Raw genomic sequence first — 16,837 nt, 5'->3', positions numbered from 1 at the left:
GCTTATCCCGCTGCGTTGAGAACCAGCGAGCGCTTGATGCTTTCCCAGTGGCTAGCCTCGGCCTCACCCATTGGCTTGGGCTTCACATAGCTCAGCGACATGATGCGACCCGCAGCCGGTATGAAGCCAAGCTGAAACTGGTACACCTGTTCGCCACCTTTGATGAACTGGTTGCGCAGCTCCACTGCGTCGATATCGCCAGCCGGTCCGACGCAGGTATCGCTGATCGGGCTGGTCTTCATGTCCTTGAGCTGTGTGGCCAGTTTGCCGAGCTGCTCCTCGAAGTGGCTGCGCAGGGTTTCGTCCGCAGCCAAGTTGCCGCGGGTAATCACCAACGAGGTGCCCAACGCAGGGAAGCGCAGGATGTTGATGGTGCCGTCCTGCATCTCATCGGTAGGCAGCTGCAGGCTTAGTTCCTGGGTGGTGTAACTCATCATGCGTTTCCTTTTTCTTGCCCGAAGAAGGCTTTGACGGCTTCATCGATCTTGCCTTGCTCGCCCCGGCCTTCGGGACTGGCGCCGGCCTCGCCGCCGATGTTCAGGTTGAGCACGCCGCCTGTGTTGAACTCGGCGTCACCGCTGGCGTGGAAGTTGATCGCCACGCCGCTGAGGTTGATCTGGCCGCTGGCGTTGAGTTCGAGAATGCTCTTACCGCAGACCAGTCGCAGGTTCTGCCCGACTTCGATCAGGTAGCTCTGGCTGATGCTGTCGGTCTTGGTCGAACCCACCAGCAGCACGTCGTCGAGCTTCACCGCGCGCAGGCGGTTGTTGCCGATGGTCACGGTCTCGTTCATGCCGATGCTCTTGACCCGGTTGTTGCCCACCGAGTGGGTTTCATCCACCTCGACGACGATGTCCTGGTTGCGCTCGGCGTGGATGTACAGCTGCTCGGCGCCCTTCTTGTCCTCCATACGGATTTCATTGAAGTTGGTCGGCGTGCCGCCTTTGCTGGAGCGGCTCTTGATGCCGCTCTGGGTGGCGTTGGCGGGCAGGTCGTAGGGCACGGTCTGCTCGGCGTTGTAAACGCGACCGGTGATGATCGGCTGGTCGGGGTCGCCTTCGAGGAAGCTGACGATGACCTCCTGGCCGATGCGCGGAATCTGGATATGCCCCCAGTTCTTGCCGGCCCAGGATTGCGACACGCGAATCCAGCAGGAGCTGTTTTCGTTGGACTGGTCGTGACGGTCCCAGTGGAAGTGCACCTTGACCCGGCCGTACTGGTCGGTCCAGATCTCCTCGCCGGCGGGGCCGACCACCACGGCGGTCTGCGGACCCTGCACCGTGGGTTTGACGGTGGCGCACAGCGGGCGGAAGGTCTGCTGGGCGTCGGTGCAGGTGAGCTGACACTGAAACTGACCACCGCCACCGCTGCCGCTTTCCAGTGACTCCTGAGCGGCGTGATAGCTGGCACCAACCACCAGGTACTCGCGGTTCTGGTCGCCACGGCCGAAACCGGTAAGGCTGAACAGATTGCCGGAGGCGATGCCGCGCACGCTGCCACTGACTTCGACCCGCTCATGCAGGCTCTGCAGCGCCTCGATACGGTTGCGCGCGTAGTGCTCGCCGTCGCTGCTCTGCACATAGGCGCCGGGGTAATCGTACAGCGGGTAGTCGCCGGCACTGTGCGGGCGCGGCATGTCCGAGCGTACGTCGATGCGCGCACTGGGGCGCTCGAAATCGTAGTCGTTGAGTTCCATCGAGCCCGACTGCACATGGTGCGCCAGACGCCAGTCGTTGAAATGGTCACGCTCGCGATGCTGCCCGTCTGGCGGATAGTAGGGCACGCTGGCATAACCGGGCGCGGGCTGATGCGCGCCATAGGCGTCGGCCAGCACCAGCACATGACGCTCGGCCTCGTGGCGGAAGTAGTAGTAGATGCCTTCCTTCTCCATCAGCCGGCTGACGAAGTCGAAGCTGGTCTCGCGGTATTGCACGCAGTATTCCCACTCGCGGTACGGGCGGCTGAGTGCGTCCTCGAAATCGGAGAAGCCGAGGTCACGGAACACCTGCTTGATGATCTGCGGCACGCTCATGTGCTGGAAGATGCGGCAGTCCGAAGTACGGCTGAGCAACCACAGCCAGGGCCGCAGGGTGACCTGATAGGCCGCGAACTGGCCGCTGTCGACGGTCTGCCCGCAGGCGGCGACGATGCCGTGGAAGTAGCGTTCGCCGAGCCCGTGCTGCTGCACGGCGAGCGACAACGGTTTGCCGAGCAGTTGATTGAGATCGAGGCTGCCATCGTGCGAGACCAGTTGCAGTTCGTACTCGAACAGGCGCCCAAGCTCGTCGCTGCCACGCATCGAGCGCAGCAACAGCACGTCCGGCCCGAGTGGGCAGGAAATGCGGGCAAAACGGGTGGATTGAGCGAAGAACATAGGTCGGGTTCCAGCCGGTGCTGAGGCGGGCCGGCAGCAGCCGGCCCGCGCTCAGGCTCAGGCGTTGTCGGCGAAGCTGTAGTTCAGGTCGTTGTCCTGCACACTGATGCGCACGCCGGCCAGCGGCTTGCCTTCCATCATGCGGGTGAGGAACTCGCGGCTCATGTCCGGCAGCATGCCGTTGGTGAGGATGGCGTCGATCTGCCGGCCGCCGCTCTCGCCTTCGCTGCAGCGCGAAACCACCAAGTCCACCACCGCCTCGTCGAAGTCGAACGGCACCTTGTGCGTGCTTTCGATGCGCTGCTTGATGCGCCCCAACTGCAGGCGGGTGATGGCCTTGAGCATGGCGTCGCTGAGCGGGTAGTAGGGGATGGTCACCAGGCGGCCGAGCAGCGCCGGCGGGAAGATTTCCAGCAGCGGCTGGCGCAGGTCGCGGGCAATGCTTTCCGGCTCGGGCACGTTGTCCGGATCCTGGCAGAGCTGCGCCACGCGCTCGGTGCCGGCGTTGGTGGTGAGCAGGATCAGGGTGTTCTTGAAGTCGATCAGGCGGCCTTCGCCGTCTTCCATCACGCCCTTGTCGAATACCTGGAAGAAGATTTCGTGTACGTCGGGGTGGGCTTTTTCCACCTCGTCGAGTAGCACCACGCTGTACGGCCGACGGCGCACGGCCTCGGTCAGCACGCCGCCTTCGCCGTAGCCGACGTAGCCGGGTGGTGCGCCCTTGAGGGTGGAGACGGTGTGCGCTTCCTGGAATTCGCTCATGTTGATGGTGATCAGGTTCTGCTCACCGCCATACAGGGCTTCGGCCAGGGCCAGCGCGGTTTCGGTCTTGCCCACGCCGGAGGTGCCGGCGAGCATGAATACGCCGATCGGCTTGTTGGGGTTGTCGAGGCCGGCGCGCGAGGTCTGGATGCGCTTGGCGATCATCTTCAGCGCGTGGTCCTGGCCGATGATGCGCTTGGCCAGCAGGCTGTCGAGGTTGAGCACGGTTTCCACTTCGTTGCGCGCCATGCGCCCGACCGGGATGCCGGTCCAGTCGGCGACCACCGAGGCCACGGCCTGGTAATCGACGGTGGGCAGGATCAGCGGGGTTTCGCCTTGCAGCGCATTGAGGCGCTGCTGCAGTTCGACCAGTTGGGCACGCAGGGCCTGGTGGTCGGCGCCGCTGTCCTGATCGACCACGCCGGCGCTTTCACGCAGGCTGGCGCGGGTGGCCAGCAGCTCGTCGACCAGTTGTTTCTCTTCGACCCAACGGCTTTCCAGCCCGACCAGACGCTCGCGCTCGGCCAGCAGCAGGCTTTCGCTGTTGGCCTGGCGCAGGCTGACGTCGATGCCAATGGCGTGTTCGCGGGCGATGATCTGCAGCTCGGTTTCCAGCGCTTCGATGCGCCGGCGGCTGTCATCCACCTCGGCCGGCACGGCGTGCAGGCTGATGGCCACGCGGGCGCAGGCGGTGTCGAGCAGGCTGACCGATTTGTCCGGCAGCTGGCGCGCCGGAATATAGCGGTGCGACAGCTTCACCGCAGCTTCCAGGGCTTCGTCGAGGATCTGCACCTGATGGTGTTTTTCCATGGTCGAGGCCACGCCACGCATCATCAGCAGGGCTTTGTCTTCGGACGGCTCGGGCACCTGCACCACCTGGAAGCGGCGGGTCAGCGCCGGGTCCTTCTCGATGTGCTTCTTGTACTCGGCCCAGGTGGTGGCGGCCACGGTGCGCAGGCTGCCGCGCGCCAGTGCCGGCTTGAGCAGGTTGGCGGCGTCGCCGGTACCGGCCGCGCCACCGGCGCCGACCAGGGTGTGGGCTTCGTCGATGAACAGGATGATTGGCTTGGGCGAGGCCTGTACGTCTTCGATGACCTGGCGCAGGCGCTGCTCGAACTCGCCTTTCATGCTGGCGCCGGCCTGCAGCAGGCCGACGTCGAGGCTGCGCAGTTCGACGTCCTTGAGCGAGGGCGGCACGTCACCGGCGGCGATGCGCAGGGCGAAGCCCTCGACCACGGCGGTCTTGCCGACGCCGGCCTCGCCGGTGAGGATCGGGTTGTTCTGCCGGCGGCGCATGAGGATGTCGACCAGCTGGCGGATCTCCTCGTCGCGGCCGACGATGGGGTCGAGCTTGCCGCTGCGCGCCTGCTCGGTGAGGTCGACGGTGAAGCGCTTGAGCGCCTCCTGCTTGCCCATCGCCGCCGGCGCCATGGCGCCGCTGGCCTCACCCGGCGCGGCGGCGGCGAAACCGTCGTTGGCGCTGAGGTGGTTTTCCGGCGAGTCGCCGACGTATTCGTCGAAGCGCTCGCTCAGCGCCTCCACCTTGATCTTGTCGAACTCGCGCGACAGGCCCAGCAGCACCTGGCGCAGGCTCGGCGTCTTGAGGATGCCGATGATCAGGTAGCCGGTGCGCACCTGGTGTTCGCCGAACATCAGGCTGCCGTAGACCCAGCCGCGCTCGACCGCTTCCTCGACGTGCGAGGACAGGTCGGTGATCGAGGTCGAGCCGCGCGGCAGGCGGTCGAGGGCTTCGGTCAGGTCACGCGCCAGGCGCGCCGGCTCTATATCGAACTGGCGGATGATGCGGTGCAGGTCGCTGTCCTGCAGTTGCAGCAACTGATGAAGCCAGTGCGCCAGCTCGACATAGGGGTTGCCACGCAGCTTGCAGAACACGGTGGCGGCCTCGATGGCCTTGTAGCCGACGCTGTTGAGTTTGCCGAACAGTGCGGAACGACTGATTTCACCCATGAGGGGTTCTCCTTGATTGATCCGCCGGCGGGCTCGCTGCGGCGTGATGGCGGGTCAGCACCAGATCCCTGGCGTCGTCCTGTGGCCGGCCAAGCCAGGTGGTGTAGCCCAGACGGGCCTGGCCGTTGAGGTGCAGCGCGGGCACCTGCTCGCGCTGCAGAATCAGATTCAGTTGCCAGTCGAACTCGTCGCCCAGGTATTCGGCGACCCAGGCCACCAGCGCGGCGAAGGATTCGCCGTCGGGCAGCATGGCGTCGTACTGCTCGCGGCTGAGCGGGCCGAAGACGATGCGGAAGCTGTGCTGGCGGTCCCAGACCTGGCTGCCGATACAGAAGTCCATGCCCAGCTGGCTCGACTCGACACCCAGGCGCGTGCGCTCGGGCAGCCTGAGCCAGCTGCCGGCGTATTCCTCGATCTGTACCGGCACGCCGAAGTAGTCGGCGAGGATTGCCTTGAGGCCGTCCGGGTAGCGTGTTTGCGCGGCTAGGTGGCCGCTGTAGTGCAACTTCGCAGCGTCGGGCAGCAGGCCCTGATGGCGCAGGCCGGGCATACCGCGGCCACTGAAGGCGGCCAGGCGAGCGGACCAGTAGTCGTCACCCGGGCGGTCGTGGCTGACGGTCGGCCGGGCTTCGGCCCAGGCACGGTAGAACAGGCTCAGCAGGCGGTGGTGGAACAGGTCGAGGAAGTGCTTGCTGGTGCTGTCGTCGTGGTTGCGCTGGCGCTCGCGCACGTACTCAGTGAGGTGCAACGGCAGCGGCCCGTTTGGGCCGCCGAGGCCGAAGAAGTACTGCTCCAGACGCGCCGGGCGGGCGTCGCCTGAGGGCGTTACGGCCGCCAGGGTGGCCGGGGCGAAGCTGCCTTCCTGGCGCTGGCCGAGGCGCAGCGGATCGTCCGCCAGGCGCCGGGAACGGCCCAGGCGCGGCAGATCGGGATGCTCGTTCTCGATACGGCGCAGGGCCTGGAAGAAGTCGTACTCCCAGGGCTGCGCCTGCATCTGTGCAAGCGTGTCTAGAGGTTCGGACGACGGCCGGGCCGGGCTTTCCATCGCATGATCTCGCCGCGCTCGGTGCTGCGCAGCACCGTCTCGGTAAAGCTGTTGAGGGATACGTAGCGCGCCAGGAAGCGCTCGAACACGGCGCCGAGGAGGAATACCCCGGTGCCGCGAAAGGCGTTCTCGTCGAACTCCAGGGTGATTTCCAGGCCACGGCCGAAGACGATCGGCCCGGGCATCGGCAGGCGCCGCGTGCAGGGTTTGGCGCTGACTTCACGCAGGCCTTCGATCTGCAGTTGCAGGGCCGGGTCCTGCGCGTCGCCGTACAGGCGCAGCATCTCGCGCAGGGCGGCGGCGCCCTGGCCTTGTTCGGCCAGCGACAGGTAGTTCAGCGACAACTGGCTGATCAGGCGCCAGGCCTGGTTGTCATGCGCCTGGCTGGCGCGCGGCCGGCTCGGCCCGGCAACGCAGCGCACGCTCTGCACCGGCGCGCTGTCGGCGAGGGTGAAGTCGCTCTTGCCACTGCCGAGGTTCATGAACAACGGCAGATCGCGGTTGGTGCACAGCGCGCTGAGGCCAAGCTGGCGCAGGTCGTGGCGATACGGCGCCTGCTGGCTGTCGACCAGGCTGATGAAGGTTTCGCTGCCGACGTAGCTGGAGCGCGTACCGTTGCGGCGCTGCTGCGCCGACAGCACGCGCGGCTCGCGGCGCACGATGTAGTAGGCCTGATCGCGGCCGTAGCGGGCCGGGTCGCGCACCGCATAGAACGGCAGAAAATGCTGCTCGGGGCCGCTGCCATGGCCACTGACGCTGCGCAGCGAGTGGATCTCGTAATCCATCGGTCGTGTGCGGTCGGCGATGACATGATGCTCGTGCACCTTGTCGCTGAGGTGAATGCGGTCCAGACGGCGCGGGAACAGGTTGATCGCCGGGGTGCAGAAGGGCAGGAAATGCCTGGCGTCGACCTGGTTCTGCAGATGCTTGTCGAGACGATCGAAGAGCACGATCAGCTCCAGCTCTTCACCGTCGCACTGGCGTACGGCACGGCGCAGGCCACTGAAGTCGACGAACAGATAACGCTGCGGTAGGGCGAAGTATTCCTGCAGCAGGCGGTAGCCCTGGAAAGCCTGTGGCACCACCGGCAGGGCCGCCTCGGCATCATCGAAACCACCCGGGCGCAGGTCATCGGCCGGCAGGCGCTCGACCCAGTCGCGCCCCGGCTGACGGGCGAACACGGCGATACGGTTACCCAGCAGCTGCTCGTAAAGGCGGAACGGCAGCTCGTCGACTCCGTTCAGGTACAGCGGCAGGTTGTCCAGCTCGAGACTGGCGAAGGGCGTCTCGGCGCCACTGCGCAGGGTAATGCGCAGCGCCGCCTTGGCCTGCGCCTCACTGGCGGCAAGACGGCCCAGGGTGGCGGCGGGGTTGCTGATGTATTCGGCCTCCGCCACCTGCAATGGCCACAGGGTCACCGGGTGGGCGGTGCGGTATTCACAGGCGGTCTGGCTGTCTTTGCCCAGATTGGCGCGCAGCACGCTGTCACGCGGCAGGGTGAAACTGCCGCTGAGGCTGCCGTCATTGGCATCGGTGTGCATCTGCACCACGGTCATCGACGGGGTCGGCGCCAGGTAGTGCGGGTAGGCGATTTCCAGCAGGTTGTGGGTGAACACCGGGTATTCGGCGTCGAGTTTGAGCTGCACCCGGGCAGTAAGCCAGGCGAAGCCTTCGAGCAGGCGTTCGACGTAAGGGTCGGTGCACTCCTGGTCGGACAAACTGAGGCGGCTGGCGATTTTCGGGTAATCGCGGGCGAACTCGGCCGCGCCGTCGCGGATGTGTTGCAGCTCCTGGTTGTACAGCTCCAGCAGGCGGGGATTCATGCGCGTCTCCGCTGTGCGGCAGGCAGCACCTGCACATGGCCGGACTCCAGATCCAGCTCGGTGCGCAGCAACAGCGGCAGCGGTGCCGGCTCGGCCCAGAGGTCGCCCTGAATCTCGAAACTCAGGGCGTTGTGGTTCATCTGCTCATGGCCGACATGCGCGTTGACCCGCACGCTGTGGGCGATGATACGAGGCTCGAAGGTGACGATGGCGCGGTGGATCATGCGTTCCAGCGCGACGATATCGACGCTGGAAGCGCTGCTGCCGGCCAGCGCCGGCAGCCCGTAGTTGATCACCGAAGTACCCGCCGGGGTGGTGCGGGTGGTGTCGGCATCGAGCAGCGAGGTGGTGTTGAGCAGCCAGGTCAGATCACGCAGCACCGAGGCCTTGAGCTGATTGAGCGAGAGCACACGACGCTCCGCGCTCTCCTGTGGATTGCCCGGGTCGTCGTCGGTGATGCGGTCGAGCAGCGATGGCTGCAGGCGATCGCGCGGGGTCATGGAAGCTACCAATCGAACATCCCGACGAAGGCCTTCTGGTCCCACAATGCCGGGCCACAGGCGGCAATACGGCTGACTGGAGCGGCTTGCAGCATGCCTTGATGCAGGCGCACAGCCTGCAGGTCGGTCAGGCAGCTCTTGCTCGGCGCCGGCAGCGGCTCACTGCGCTCGACCATGATGATCGGCGTGTCACGGAAGGTTTCCACCCGCAGCGCCTGCTGCTGGTTCTCGCTGAAGCGACACGGCCAGGCCATGTCCAGCGTCAATGGGGCCTCATCGCCATAGCTCAGGGTGCAACGCCCCTGGTTTTCGCTCAGGCTCACTGGCTGGCCGGCAAATTCGGCCTGGGTGATACCGGTAACCGGGCCGGCATCCTGCCCGGCGCAAGCGCCAAGGCTCAGCAAAGCGGTCAGCAGAAGCAGGGCGCGCATCAGCTCAGCTCCCAGAACCAGACGGCCTTGGCGCGGTGGAAGTAGTCACCGGTCATGGTCAGGCCACGGTTCCACAGATCGATATGGTCGCCAGTGGGGCGGCCTTCTGCGTCGCTGGGGCGGTAGTAGAAATCCTTGTAGAAAATGATCCCGGTCTTGTCGAGCAGGCGGGCTCTGTCGCTTGCGTTGTAGATCCTGGGTGGCCCTAGCTGCGGTCTTTTCCACAACCAGTTGGCCAGCGACTCGGCGCCCCGGGCATGGCCATGCGCACAGCGCGGCTCGCTGTAGGTCGAGGCGTTGACCATGACGCTGCGCTCCTTGTTCAGGGCAACGCTCAGGCGAATCGCGCACTGGTTGGCCCAGTCGCCATCACAAGGCCGCTTGTCCGGAAATTCGACCAGCATGTCCTCGTACGCTTTCCAGAGATTGATGAACGAAGGTTTGGCCATGGCTGCGAGTCCTGTCTGTTTCCATCTTCCTGATAGAGGCACCCCCAGGGACAAGCCACCGGGGGTGAAGGGCGTCAGATCTTGACGTTGGAGCGGATGTTCCAGCCGTACTTGATCGGGCCGCCTTCCTTGGTGCCATCGGCTTTCTGCGGCTGATAGTCGACGGTGACCTTGGCGAAGTTCAGGGTGACGTTCTCGATCAGGCGATCATCGCTGCCCGAGCCGCCAGTGCTCAGCGAGGAGATCAGCACTTCTTCGAGGTTGATGATCAGGTACTCGACCTGGCTCTCACCGCCCGCCTTGCGCACGGTCAGGGTGACCTTGGGCACGTGCTTGCCGCTGGAGCAATGCATCATCAGGTTGGGAGTGGACTTGTCGACGTACTTGGTCAGCGACAGATCCTGAATGCTTACCTTGCCCGCACCACCGCCTGTGCCGGAGTGCATGTTGCCGGACTGGGACATGCCCCAGCTCCAGTTCAGCACTTCGATTTCGTCCTTGTGGGTCTTGTCCTGAGACTCGCCCTTGATGTCACCGATCTTGATGAAAATATCGACAGCCATTTTTTCTCCTGGGTGTGGTCGTCGCCACGGGTCTGGATGAGCGAAAAGCCCGGTGTTTTTCCATGTGTCAGACAGATGCCTCACGCGGCAGCGAGGTGCCGCGCGAGTTCAGACAAACTGCTGGATCAGGCGCCCTTGGCCGACGGCAGTTTGGAAACCAACCGCAGCGACACGGTCAGCCCTTCGAGCTGGTAGTGCGGGCGCAGGTAGAACTTCGAGTTGTAGTAACCCGGATTGCCCTCGACCTCCTCGACCACCACTTCAGCGGCAGCCAGTGGATGCTGGGCCTTGGTGGTTTCGGTGGAATGCGCCGGATCACCGTCGACGTAGTTGAGGATCCAGTCCTGCAGCCAGCGCTGCATTTCGTCCTTCTCCTTGAACGAGCCGATCTTGTCGCGAACGATGCACTTCAGGTAATGGGCGAAGCGGCAGGTGGCGAACAGGTACGGCAGGCGCGCGGCCAGGTTGGCGTTGGCGGTGGCGTCCGGATCGTCATATTCGGCCGGCTTCTGCAGCGACTGCGCACCGATGAACGCAGCGAAGTCGGTGTTCTTCTTGTGCAGCAGCGGCATGAAACCGTTCTTCGCCAGTTCGGCCTCACGGCGGTCGCTGATGGCGATCTCGGTCGGGCACTTCATGTCCACGCCACCGTCATCGGTGGGGAAGGTGTGCGCCGGCAGGTTCGGCACTTCACCACCGGACTCCACGCCACGGATGCGCGAGCACCAGCCGTAGTGCTTGAACGAGCGGTTGATGTTCACCGCCATGGCGTAGGCCGCGTTGGCCCAGGTGTACTTGCTGCTGTCGGCGCCGTCGGTGTTTTCCTCGAAGGCGAAGGCCTCGACCGGATCGGTCTTGGCGCCGTAGGGCAGGCGGGCTAGGAAGCGCGGCATGGTCAGGCCGATGTAACGCGCGTCCTCGGACTCGCGCAGCGAGCGCCAGCCAGCGTATTCCGGGGTGGTGAAGATCTTGCTCAGGTCGCGCGGGTTGGACAGCTCCTGCCAGGAGCCCATGCCCATCACGGTTGGCGACGCGGCGGCGATGAACGGCGCGTGCATCGCCGCACAGACCTTGGACAGCTCACCTAGCAGCTCGACATCGGGCGGCGACTGGTCGAAGTAGTAGTCGCCGACCAGGCAGCCGTAGGGCTCGCCACCGAACTGGCCGTATTCCTCTTCGTACATCTTCTTGAAGATCGGGCTCTGGTCCCAGGCGGTGCCCTTGAATTTCTTCAGGGTCTTGTGCAGCTCCGGCTTGGCGATGTTGAGCACGCGGATCTTCAGCTGCTCGTCGCTTTCGGTGTTGTTGACCAGGTAGTGCAGACCACGCCAGGCGCTTTCCACTTGCTGGAAGTCCTGGTGGTGGATGATCTGGTTGACCTGCGCGGTGAGCTTGGCGTCGATGGCGGCGATGATCGATTCGATCGATTTGATCGCGTCGTTGGAGACCAGATTGGTCTGCGCCAGCGCCTGCTCGGCGAGGGTACGCACGGCGCTTTCCACCGCTTCGCGGGCACGCTCGGTCTTGGGTTTGAATTCCTGCATCAACAGCGCGGCAAAGTCGCTGGTCTGCTCGGTGTTGGCCAGTGCGGCCTGGTCTTGCTGCAACAGTTCGCTCATGGTGGTCTTCCGAATCAGGCCTGGGGCTCGTTGTCCTGGGGTTTCGGCGCGCTGGCCAGGGCCTGCAGCAGGGCCGGGTCCTTGATCGCCTTCAAGATGATGTCTTCGGCGCCGGTCTTGCCGTCCATGTAGGTCAGCAGGTTGGCCAGCTGGGTACGCGCTTCGAGCAGCTGGTTGAGGGCGTCGACCTGGCTCGCCACGGCGGCCGGGCTGAAGTCGTCCATGCTCTCGAAGGTCATGTCGATGCTCAGGTTACCTTCACCGGTCAGCTCGTTGGGCACGTTGAAGGCCACGCGCGGCTTCATCGCCTTGAGGCGCGAGTCGAAGTTGTCGACGTCGATCTCCAGGAACTTGCGATCAGCTACTGCCGGCAGTGGCTCGGCCGGTTTGCCGGTGAGGTCGGCCATGACGCCCATGACGAACGGCAGCTGGACCTTCTTCTCGGCGCCATAGAGTTCGACGTCGTACTCGATCTGTACCCGGGGCGCGCGATTGCGCGCGATGAATTTCTGAGAACTGCTGTTCGCCATGGTTGCTCTCCTGGTCGCCTGACGCGACGCGGCGTGTCGGCCAACGGCCGTCTACGGTGAAGCGTGATCCCGCTACCTTGGCCAGTTGGCCTAGTACTCGTCGGGGCCGCGCAGGTTTTCGAACTGGCTCATGCCTTCGGGAATCAGGTTGCGGACGATGCTTTCGAAATCGGCGTTGACCAGGCCACGGGCTCGCTTGAGCAGCACTGGCAGCGGGCTGGACGGCTCATGCCGGGCGTAATAGGTGAGGATGCGATCCAGGCTCTGCAGCACATCGTCGCGGCTGGCGACTTCGCCACTGACGCGCACCGCAGCAGGCGTCGACGAACCTTGTACGCCCGGCTCGGCAACCGCAGTGGCGCTGTCCTGAGCGGCAGTCGGCAACTCGCCGGCAGCACCATCGCCGATCGCCTGCAGAGCCAGCTTGAGTGGTTGACGCAGCGCGGAAAGATCGACGCCCTGGGCAGAACCGACCTGCTCGCTGACCTGTCGCTCGATGGCCTGGAGACTGTCCAGCGCGCGCTTCAGGGCATCACGGGTGCGCTGCAGGGCCTCGCTGTCGGCATCCTGCAAGGCGCCGCCGAGTGCCTCGGCGGCAAGCGTTTCGTCGCTGGCTGGCAATAACCCGGCCGCGTTCAGCGCAGCCCGCAGAGTGATGTTGCCGAAGACTCGCGAACGGACCAGCAAGGCGCTACGTAGCAGATCGAGATTGGTTTCGCAGGTCAGCCCGGAGAGAACATTGACCCGTACCGTCGGATCATTGTCGTCGTCGACATCGAGCTGTGGATGGATATGCGGCCAGTAGCGCAGCAGCAGCTCGAGAGTCAGCTCAAGGCTGTCGGCAAGGCCTTCGAAGCCATGCAAAGCCAGACGGCTCTGCAGCAGATAGTGGGTGATGCGCAGATCCTTGCTGCGTTGCAGCAGGGCGTGGCAGGCCTGTTCCAGCTGACGCCAATCCGGTGGCTCGGCAGCCTGGACGATATCGCCCATGCTGCGCTCGGGGCGCCCCTGAGCATCGCGCTCAAGTTGGAGAAAATCACTGTCGTATTCCAGGTCTTCACCGCATGGCGAAGTGTCTGAAATAGCGGCCAGTAACAAAGAAGCCTCCACGATTTTCGATCTCCCTATCGATTTGAACTGCGTCGCAAAAGTGCAACGGCATTATCCTCGCCGACACTCCGTCAAACAGCGACTCATATTAAAGAGCCACTACGTAATTGCGATGTAATCAGCATTTTTTAACTTGGAATATATGAATGTCAAGGTAGGATAGCGCGCACCTTGGTTATTTGTGACCGAAGCCAAAGTGTCAGGGAGTCATGCGCCCGAGCCTTGTCTCGGACCATGCGAAGCAGGGTAACATCGTGCGTTTTTCGCGATCTGCGTCCGCTTGATGGATTTTCCAGATAAGCTTTTGGCGGCCTGAAAGCCGCGCAGTGAAAGGATTCCATGATTTTGCGGGCGCCAGGAAAGCCGGGCAGGGAGGCCGCATGGCGCTGCGTTTGACCATCACCAGCTATCACAAGATCACGCCGGGTCAGTGCGCCGAGAAGACACTGCAAGATGGCGTGATGGCAATTGGCCGCGCGCCGGATAATGACTGGGTATTGCCGGACCCGGCACGCCTTGTTTCATCGAAACATTGCCTCGTGCAACATCGCGACGGGCGCTACTACATCACCGACCAGAGCACTAACGGCGTTGAGCTGATTAATGCCGGTGTACGCATGCAGCGTGGCAACAGTGAACTTCTCAATCACGGCGAAGTTATTCGTATCGGTGAATACGAAATACAGGTCGCGCTGGAAAGTTCCATTTCCGACGGCCCCGAAATCTTTGCCGCAAGCCCATCCAGCAATAGTTTCGAAGCCTTGATGGCGGCTCAGCAGGCGCCGGTCAGCGATCCATTCAGTGATGCATTCAATCCTTCGGCCAGCGCCCACCTGCAGAGCGTTGCGCCGCACGAAACGCTACCGGATCTGTTCGATTTCCTCGCCCCAGGCACCCCGCCACCGGTAGCGGTCGCCGACCATGTACCGGCTCAACAGCACGACTTCCGCCCTCCAGAATTCAGCGCCATGGCCACCGAGCCAGCAGCACCTGCCGACGCGGGGCTGATTCCCGAAGACTGGGACCTGCTCGGTGAAATCCCTGCCGCGCCCGAGGCTCCGGCAAGAACACCACCGCCGCCTGAACCGGCTCCGAGCGCAATGCCGGCTGCACCTGCAGTTGAGCAGACGCCTCCTATGGCAGCCCCCATCCCTGCAGTTGCAAGCGCACCGGCGCCAGCAATGCAGGATGACGCGCTGCTACGAGCCTTTCTGCGTGGCGCCGGACTCGATCATCTGCGCCTGGACAGCCAGCAGGCCGCCGAACAGATGGAGAGCATCGGCCGCAGTTACCGGCTTATGGTCGATGGCCTGATCGACGTACTGCGCGCGCGCAGCAGTCTCAAGGGCGAGTTCCGCCTGCAGCAGACCATGGTCCAGCCGGTGGAAAACAACCCGCTGAAGTTCGCGCCCAATGCCGAGGAGGCCCTGCTCCTGCTACTGCGCGGTGGCAATTCGGCGTTCATGCCTGCCGATCAGGCGGTGCAGGACGGTTTCGAAGACCTGCGCGCCCATCAGTTGGCGGTCATGGCCGGCGTGCAGGCCGCCATTCGTCACCTGCTGGCACGCTTCGAACCGCAAGCGCTGGAGGCGCGCATGGGCAGCAGTGGCGGGCTTGCCAGCCTGCTGCCGAACGCTCGGCAGGCACAGTGCTGGCAGCAGTTCGTGGCGCTCTACGCGACGTTGTCGCGTGAAGCCGAAGACGATTTTCAGGACCTGTTCGGCCGTGAGTTCGGCCGGGCTTATGAACAACACATCGCCCGCCAGCGGCGCCCGTGAGGGTTACGTTCAAGGATGAGCAACGTGCGTAAACGAACACTCCGGCCAGTCATGCTGGGACTGCTACTGGCCATCCTCGGTGGCTGCAGCAAGGATGCAGGCCAGCTGCAAGACAGCTCACCAGGCAGCACCGCCGTCGTGCTGCAGCTGCAGGCCGGTGAAGCGCTGAATCCTACCACCGAGGGCCACAGTGCCCCCGTGCGTGTGCGCGTGCTGGAGTTGCGCAGCGCCGCGGCCTTCAGCCGCGCCGATTACTTCAGCCTGGCCGAACGTGCCGACGCGACCGTCGGCGACGAACTGGTAGCGCAGGACGAGTGGCTGGTGCACCCCGGGCAAACCCGTGAGCTGAAGCGCGAGCTGAACGCCGCGACACGCCATCTCGGCATCATGGTCGGCTACCGCGACATCGACCGGGCGCAATGGCGCCTAGTGCTCGAGCCGCAACAGGGCGCACTCAGCCATTACCGCATCAACCTTGGCGTCAACGCCCTCAGCGCTGCGCTGCTGGCCAGGCCTGAACGCAACGAATCCCGCTAACCGGAGCCCCTATGTCCTGGAATAACCGTGTGATCTGGTCCGAAGGCATGTTCCTCGGCACCCAGCATTTCCAGCAGCACGACCGCTACCTGGAGACGCTGATCGACGCCCGCAGCCGCCCGCTGTCGGCCGCCGGCTGGGGTTTTGCCGAGCTGCAGCTGGATAAAGGCCTGCTCACGCAGGGCAAGCTGGCCATTCTCCGCGCCAGTGGCCTGCTGCCCGATGGCACGCCGTTCAACATCCCCCAGGACGACGTAGCGCCGGAGCCGCTGGATGTTCCCGAAGACCTGCGCGATGGCGTGATCTACCTGGCCCTGCCGCTGCGCCGCGCCGGCGTACGCGACAGCGTCGAGGCCGGCGAGCCACTGGGCGGCGCGCGCTATCGCGGCCAGGTGCGCGAGGTGCGTGATGACAACGCGGCATTCGAGAGCCGTACCCCGGTGATGGTCGGCGAGCGTGCCCTGCGCCTGCTCACGGCTGCCGACGGCCTGCAGGAATACGCCGTGCTCGGTGTCGCGCGGGTGCGCGAGAAGCGCGCCGACCGCGCCCTGGTGCTGGATGAGCAGTACATCCCGCCGCTGCTCGATGTTGCCACCAGCAAAGTCCTGGCGGCGTTTCGTGGCGAGCTGCTGGGCCTGCTGCACCAGCGGGGCGAAGCCCTGGCCGGGCGGGTGGTGGCCTCCAGCGCTGGCGGCGCCTCGGAGATCGCCGATTTCATGCTGCTGCAGCTGGTCAACCGCGCCCAGCCGCTGTTCGCCCACCTGATCCAGCTGCAGCCACTGCACCCGGAACGCCTGTACAGCGAACTGCTGGCGCTGGCCGGCGAATTCGCCACCTTCTGCAACGAGGGGCGCCGCCCGCCGGAGTTTCCGCCCTACCTGCACGACGATCTGCAGGCCTGCTTCACTCCGCTGATGCAGGCACTGCGCGAGGCGCTGTCGATGCTGATCGACAGCAAGGCGGTGGCCATTCCCATCGTCGAGAAGGCCTACGGCGTGCACGTGGCCATGCTGGCCGACCGCAGCCTGCTGGACAACGCCAGCTTCATCTTGGTGGTACGCGCCGACATGCCGGCCGAGACCTTGCGCGGGCGCTTCGGCCAGCAGAGCAAGATCGGCTCGGTCGAGCACATCCGTGATCTGGTCAACCTGCAATTGCCGGGTATCAACCTGCTGCCGTTGCCGGTGGCGCCGCGGCAGATTCCGTTCCATGCCGGCTCGACCTACTACGAGCTCGACCGTGGCAGCGAACACTGGAAGCAGTTAGCCCATTCCGGCGGCTTCGCCTTCCACGTGGCCGGCGAATACCCCGGCCTGAGCCTGGCCTTCTGGGCGATACGGGGTTAACT

General features: G+C 64.5%; 15 protein-coding genes. 3 read left to right on the top strand and 12 right to left on the bottom strand.

Going from position 1 to position 16,837, the window contains the following annotated elements; all coding sequences use genetic code 11:
* Positions 1–2: 2 nt before the first annotated feature.
* The 12 genes from ACJRW5_RS15615 to tssA form a co-directional block, all read right to left on the bottom strand.
* Positions 3–434, bottom strand: coding sequence for a DcrB-related protein (locus ACJRW5_RS15615; protein ID WP_484571418.1), 432 nt, complete (start codon positions 432–434; stop codon positions 3–5).
* Positions 434–2,374 carry a type VI secretion system Vgr family protein gene (locus tag ACJRW5_RS15610; RefSeq protein WP_484571417.1) on the bottom strand — a complete coding sequence of 647 codons (1,941 nt, stop codon included), beginning with the start codon at positions 2,372–2,374 and terminating at the stop codon, positions 434–436. Before ACJRW5_RS15610 ends, ACJRW5_RS15615 begins: the two co-directional genes overlap by 1 nt.
* Positions 2,375–2,431: 57 nt before the next feature.
* A complete protein-coding gene (gene tssH / locus ACJRW5_RS15605) occupies positions 2,432–5,104 on the bottom strand; it encodes a type VI secretion system ATPase TssH (protein ID WP_484571416.1) in 2,673 nt (890 codons plus the stop codon).
* A complete protein-coding gene (gene tssG / locus ACJRW5_RS15600) occupies positions 5,097–6,149 on the bottom strand; it encodes a type VI secretion system baseplate subunit TssG (RefSeq protein ID WP_484571415.1) in 1,053 nt (350 codons plus the stop codon). Before tssG ends, tssH begins: the two co-directional genes overlap by 8 nt.
* The gene (gene tssF / locus ACJRW5_RS15595; RefSeq protein ID WP_484571414.1) at positions 6,113–7,972 is read right to left on the bottom strand and encodes a type VI secretion system baseplate subunit TssF; all 1,860 of its coding nucleotides are present in this window, start codon (positions 7,970–7,972) and stop codon (positions 6,113–6,115) included. The genes tssG and tssF overlap by 37 nt, the downstream gene beginning before the upstream one ends.
* Positions 7,969–8,472 (bottom strand): type VI secretion system baseplate subunit TssE, encoded by a 504-nt coding sequence (gene tssE, locus ACJRW5_RS15590; RefSeq protein WP_484571413.1) that lies wholly within the window; start codon positions 8,470–8,472, stop codon positions 7,969–7,971. Before tssE ends, tssF begins: the two co-directional genes overlap by 4 nt.
* Positions 8,473–8,477: 5 nt before the next feature.
* A complete protein-coding gene (locus ACJRW5_RS15585) occupies positions 8,478–8,903 on the bottom strand; it encodes a hypothetical protein (RefSeq protein WP_484571412.1) in 426 nt (141 codons plus the stop codon).
* Entirely contained in the window at positions 8,903–9,352 is a 450-nt protein-coding gene (locus ACJRW5_RS15580; RefSeq protein WP_484571411.1) for a type VI secretion system amidase effector protein Tae4, read from the bottom strand. The genes ACJRW5_RS15585 and ACJRW5_RS15580 overlap by 1 nt, the downstream gene beginning before the upstream one ends.
* Positions 9,353–9,426: 74 nt before the next feature.
* On the bottom strand, positions 9,427–9,915 hold the full coding sequence (locus tag ACJRW5_RS15575) for an Hcp family type VI secretion system effector (protein ID WP_484571410.1): 489 nt from the start codon (positions 9,913–9,915) through the stop codon (positions 9,427–9,429).
* A 125-nt stretch (positions 9,916–10,040) separates the two neighbouring features.
* Positions 10,041–11,534, bottom strand: coding sequence for a type VI secretion system contractile sheath large subunit (tssC, locus tag ACJRW5_RS15570; RefSeq protein ID WP_484571409.1), 1,494 nt, complete (start codon positions 11,532–11,534; stop codon positions 10,041–10,043).
* 14 nt (positions 11,535–11,548) lie between these two features.
* Positions 11,549–12,064 (bottom strand): type VI secretion system contractile sheath small subunit, encoded by a 516-nt coding sequence (gene tssB, locus ACJRW5_RS15565; RefSeq protein WP_484571408.1) that lies wholly within the window; start codon positions 12,062–12,064, stop codon positions 11,549–11,551.
* Between the two features lie 90 nt (positions 12,065–12,154).
* Positions 12,155–13,174, bottom strand: a complete 1,020-nt coding sequence (gene tssA / locus ACJRW5_RS15560) for a type VI secretion system protein TssA (protein ID WP_484571407.1) — start codon at positions 13,172–13,174, stop codon at positions 12,155–12,157.
* A gap of 380 nt (positions 13,175–13,554) precedes the next feature.
* Here tssA and tagH point away from each other — a divergent pair, with 380 nt between their 5' ends.
* Genes tagH through tssK form a run of 3 tightly spaced genes read left to right on the top strand, consistent with a single transcriptional unit; the run spans position 13,555 to position 16,835 of the window.
* The gene (gene tagH, locus ACJRW5_RS15555; protein WP_484571406.1) at positions 13,555–14,952 is read left to right on the top strand and encodes a type VI secretion system-associated FHA domain protein TagH; all 1,398 of its coding nucleotides are present in this window, start codon (positions 13,555–13,557) and stop codon (positions 14,950–14,952) included.
* A 24-nt stretch (positions 14,953–14,976) separates the two neighbouring features.
* Positions 14,977–15,489, top strand: coding sequence for a type VI secretion system lipoprotein TssJ (gene tssJ, locus ACJRW5_RS15550; protein ID WP_484571405.1), 513 nt, complete (start codon positions 14,977–14,979; stop codon positions 15,487–15,489).
* A gap of 11 nt (positions 15,490–15,500) precedes the next feature.
* On the top strand, positions 15,501–16,835 hold the full coding sequence (gene tssK / locus ACJRW5_RS15545; RefSeq protein ID WP_484571404.1) for a type VI secretion system baseplate subunit TssK: 1,335 nt from the start codon (positions 15,501–15,503) through the stop codon (positions 16,833–16,835).
* Positions 16,836–16,837 lie beyond the last annotated feature (2 nt).

The sequence above is a fragment of the Pseudomonas pichavaramensis genome (genome assembly GCF_050473265.1).
Taxonomy (GTDB): domain Bacteria; phylum Pseudomonadota; class Gammaproteobacteria; order Pseudomonadales; family Pseudomonadaceae; genus Aquipseudomonas.
The sequence above is the reverse complement of the archived record's forward strand: the minus strand, read 5'-3'. Positions and strand labels throughout refer to the sequence as shown.

Coding starts and splice junctions, on each gene's coding strand:
- ACJRW5_RS15615 (WP_484571418.1), bottom strand. CDS start 434: ATGAGTTACACCACCCAGGAACTAAGCCTGCAGCTGCCTACCGATGAG.
- ACJRW5_RS15610 (WP_484571417.1), bottom strand. CDS start 2,374: ATGTTCTTCGCTCAATCCACCCGTTTTGCCCGCATTTCCTGCCCACTC.
- tssH (WP_484571416.1), bottom strand. CDS start 5,104: ATGGGTGAAATCAGTCGTTCCGCACTGTTCGGCAAACTCAACAGCGTC.
- tssG (WP_484571415.1), bottom strand. CDS start 6,149: ATGGAAAGCCCGGCCCGGCCGTCGTCCGAACCTCTAGACACGCTTGCA.
- tssF (WP_484571414.1), bottom strand. CDS start 7,972: ATGAATCCCCGCCTGCTGGAGCTGTACAACCAGGAGCTGCAACACATC.
- tssE (WP_484571413.1), bottom strand. CDS start 8,472: ATGACCCCGCGCGATCGCCTGCAGCCATCGCTGCTCGACCGCATCACC.
- ACJRW5_RS15585 (WP_484571412.1), bottom strand. CDS start 8,903: ATGCGCGCCCTGCTTCTGCTGACCGCTTTGCTGAGCCTTGGCGCTTGC.
- ACJRW5_RS15580 (WP_484571411.1), bottom strand. CDS start 9,352: ATGGCCAAACCTTCGTTCATCAATCTCTGGAAAGCGTACGAGGACATG.
- ACJRW5_RS15575 (WP_484571410.1), bottom strand. CDS start 9,915: ATGGCTGTCGATATTTTCATCAAGATCGGTGACATCAAGGGCGAGTCT.
- tssC (WP_484571409.1), bottom strand. CDS start 11,534: ATGAGCGAACTGTTGCAGCAAGACCAGGCCGCACTGGCCAACACCGAG.
- tssB (WP_484571408.1), bottom strand. CDS start 12,064: ATGGCGAACAGCAGTTCTCAGAAATTCATCGCGCGCAATCGCGCGCCC.
- tagH (WP_484571406.1), top strand. CDS start 13,555: ATGGCGCTGCGTTTGACCATCACCAGCTATCACAAGATCACGCCGGGT.
- tssK (WP_484571404.1), top strand. CDS start 15,501: ATGTCCTGGAATAACCGTGTGATCTGGTCCGAAGGCATGTTCCTCGGC.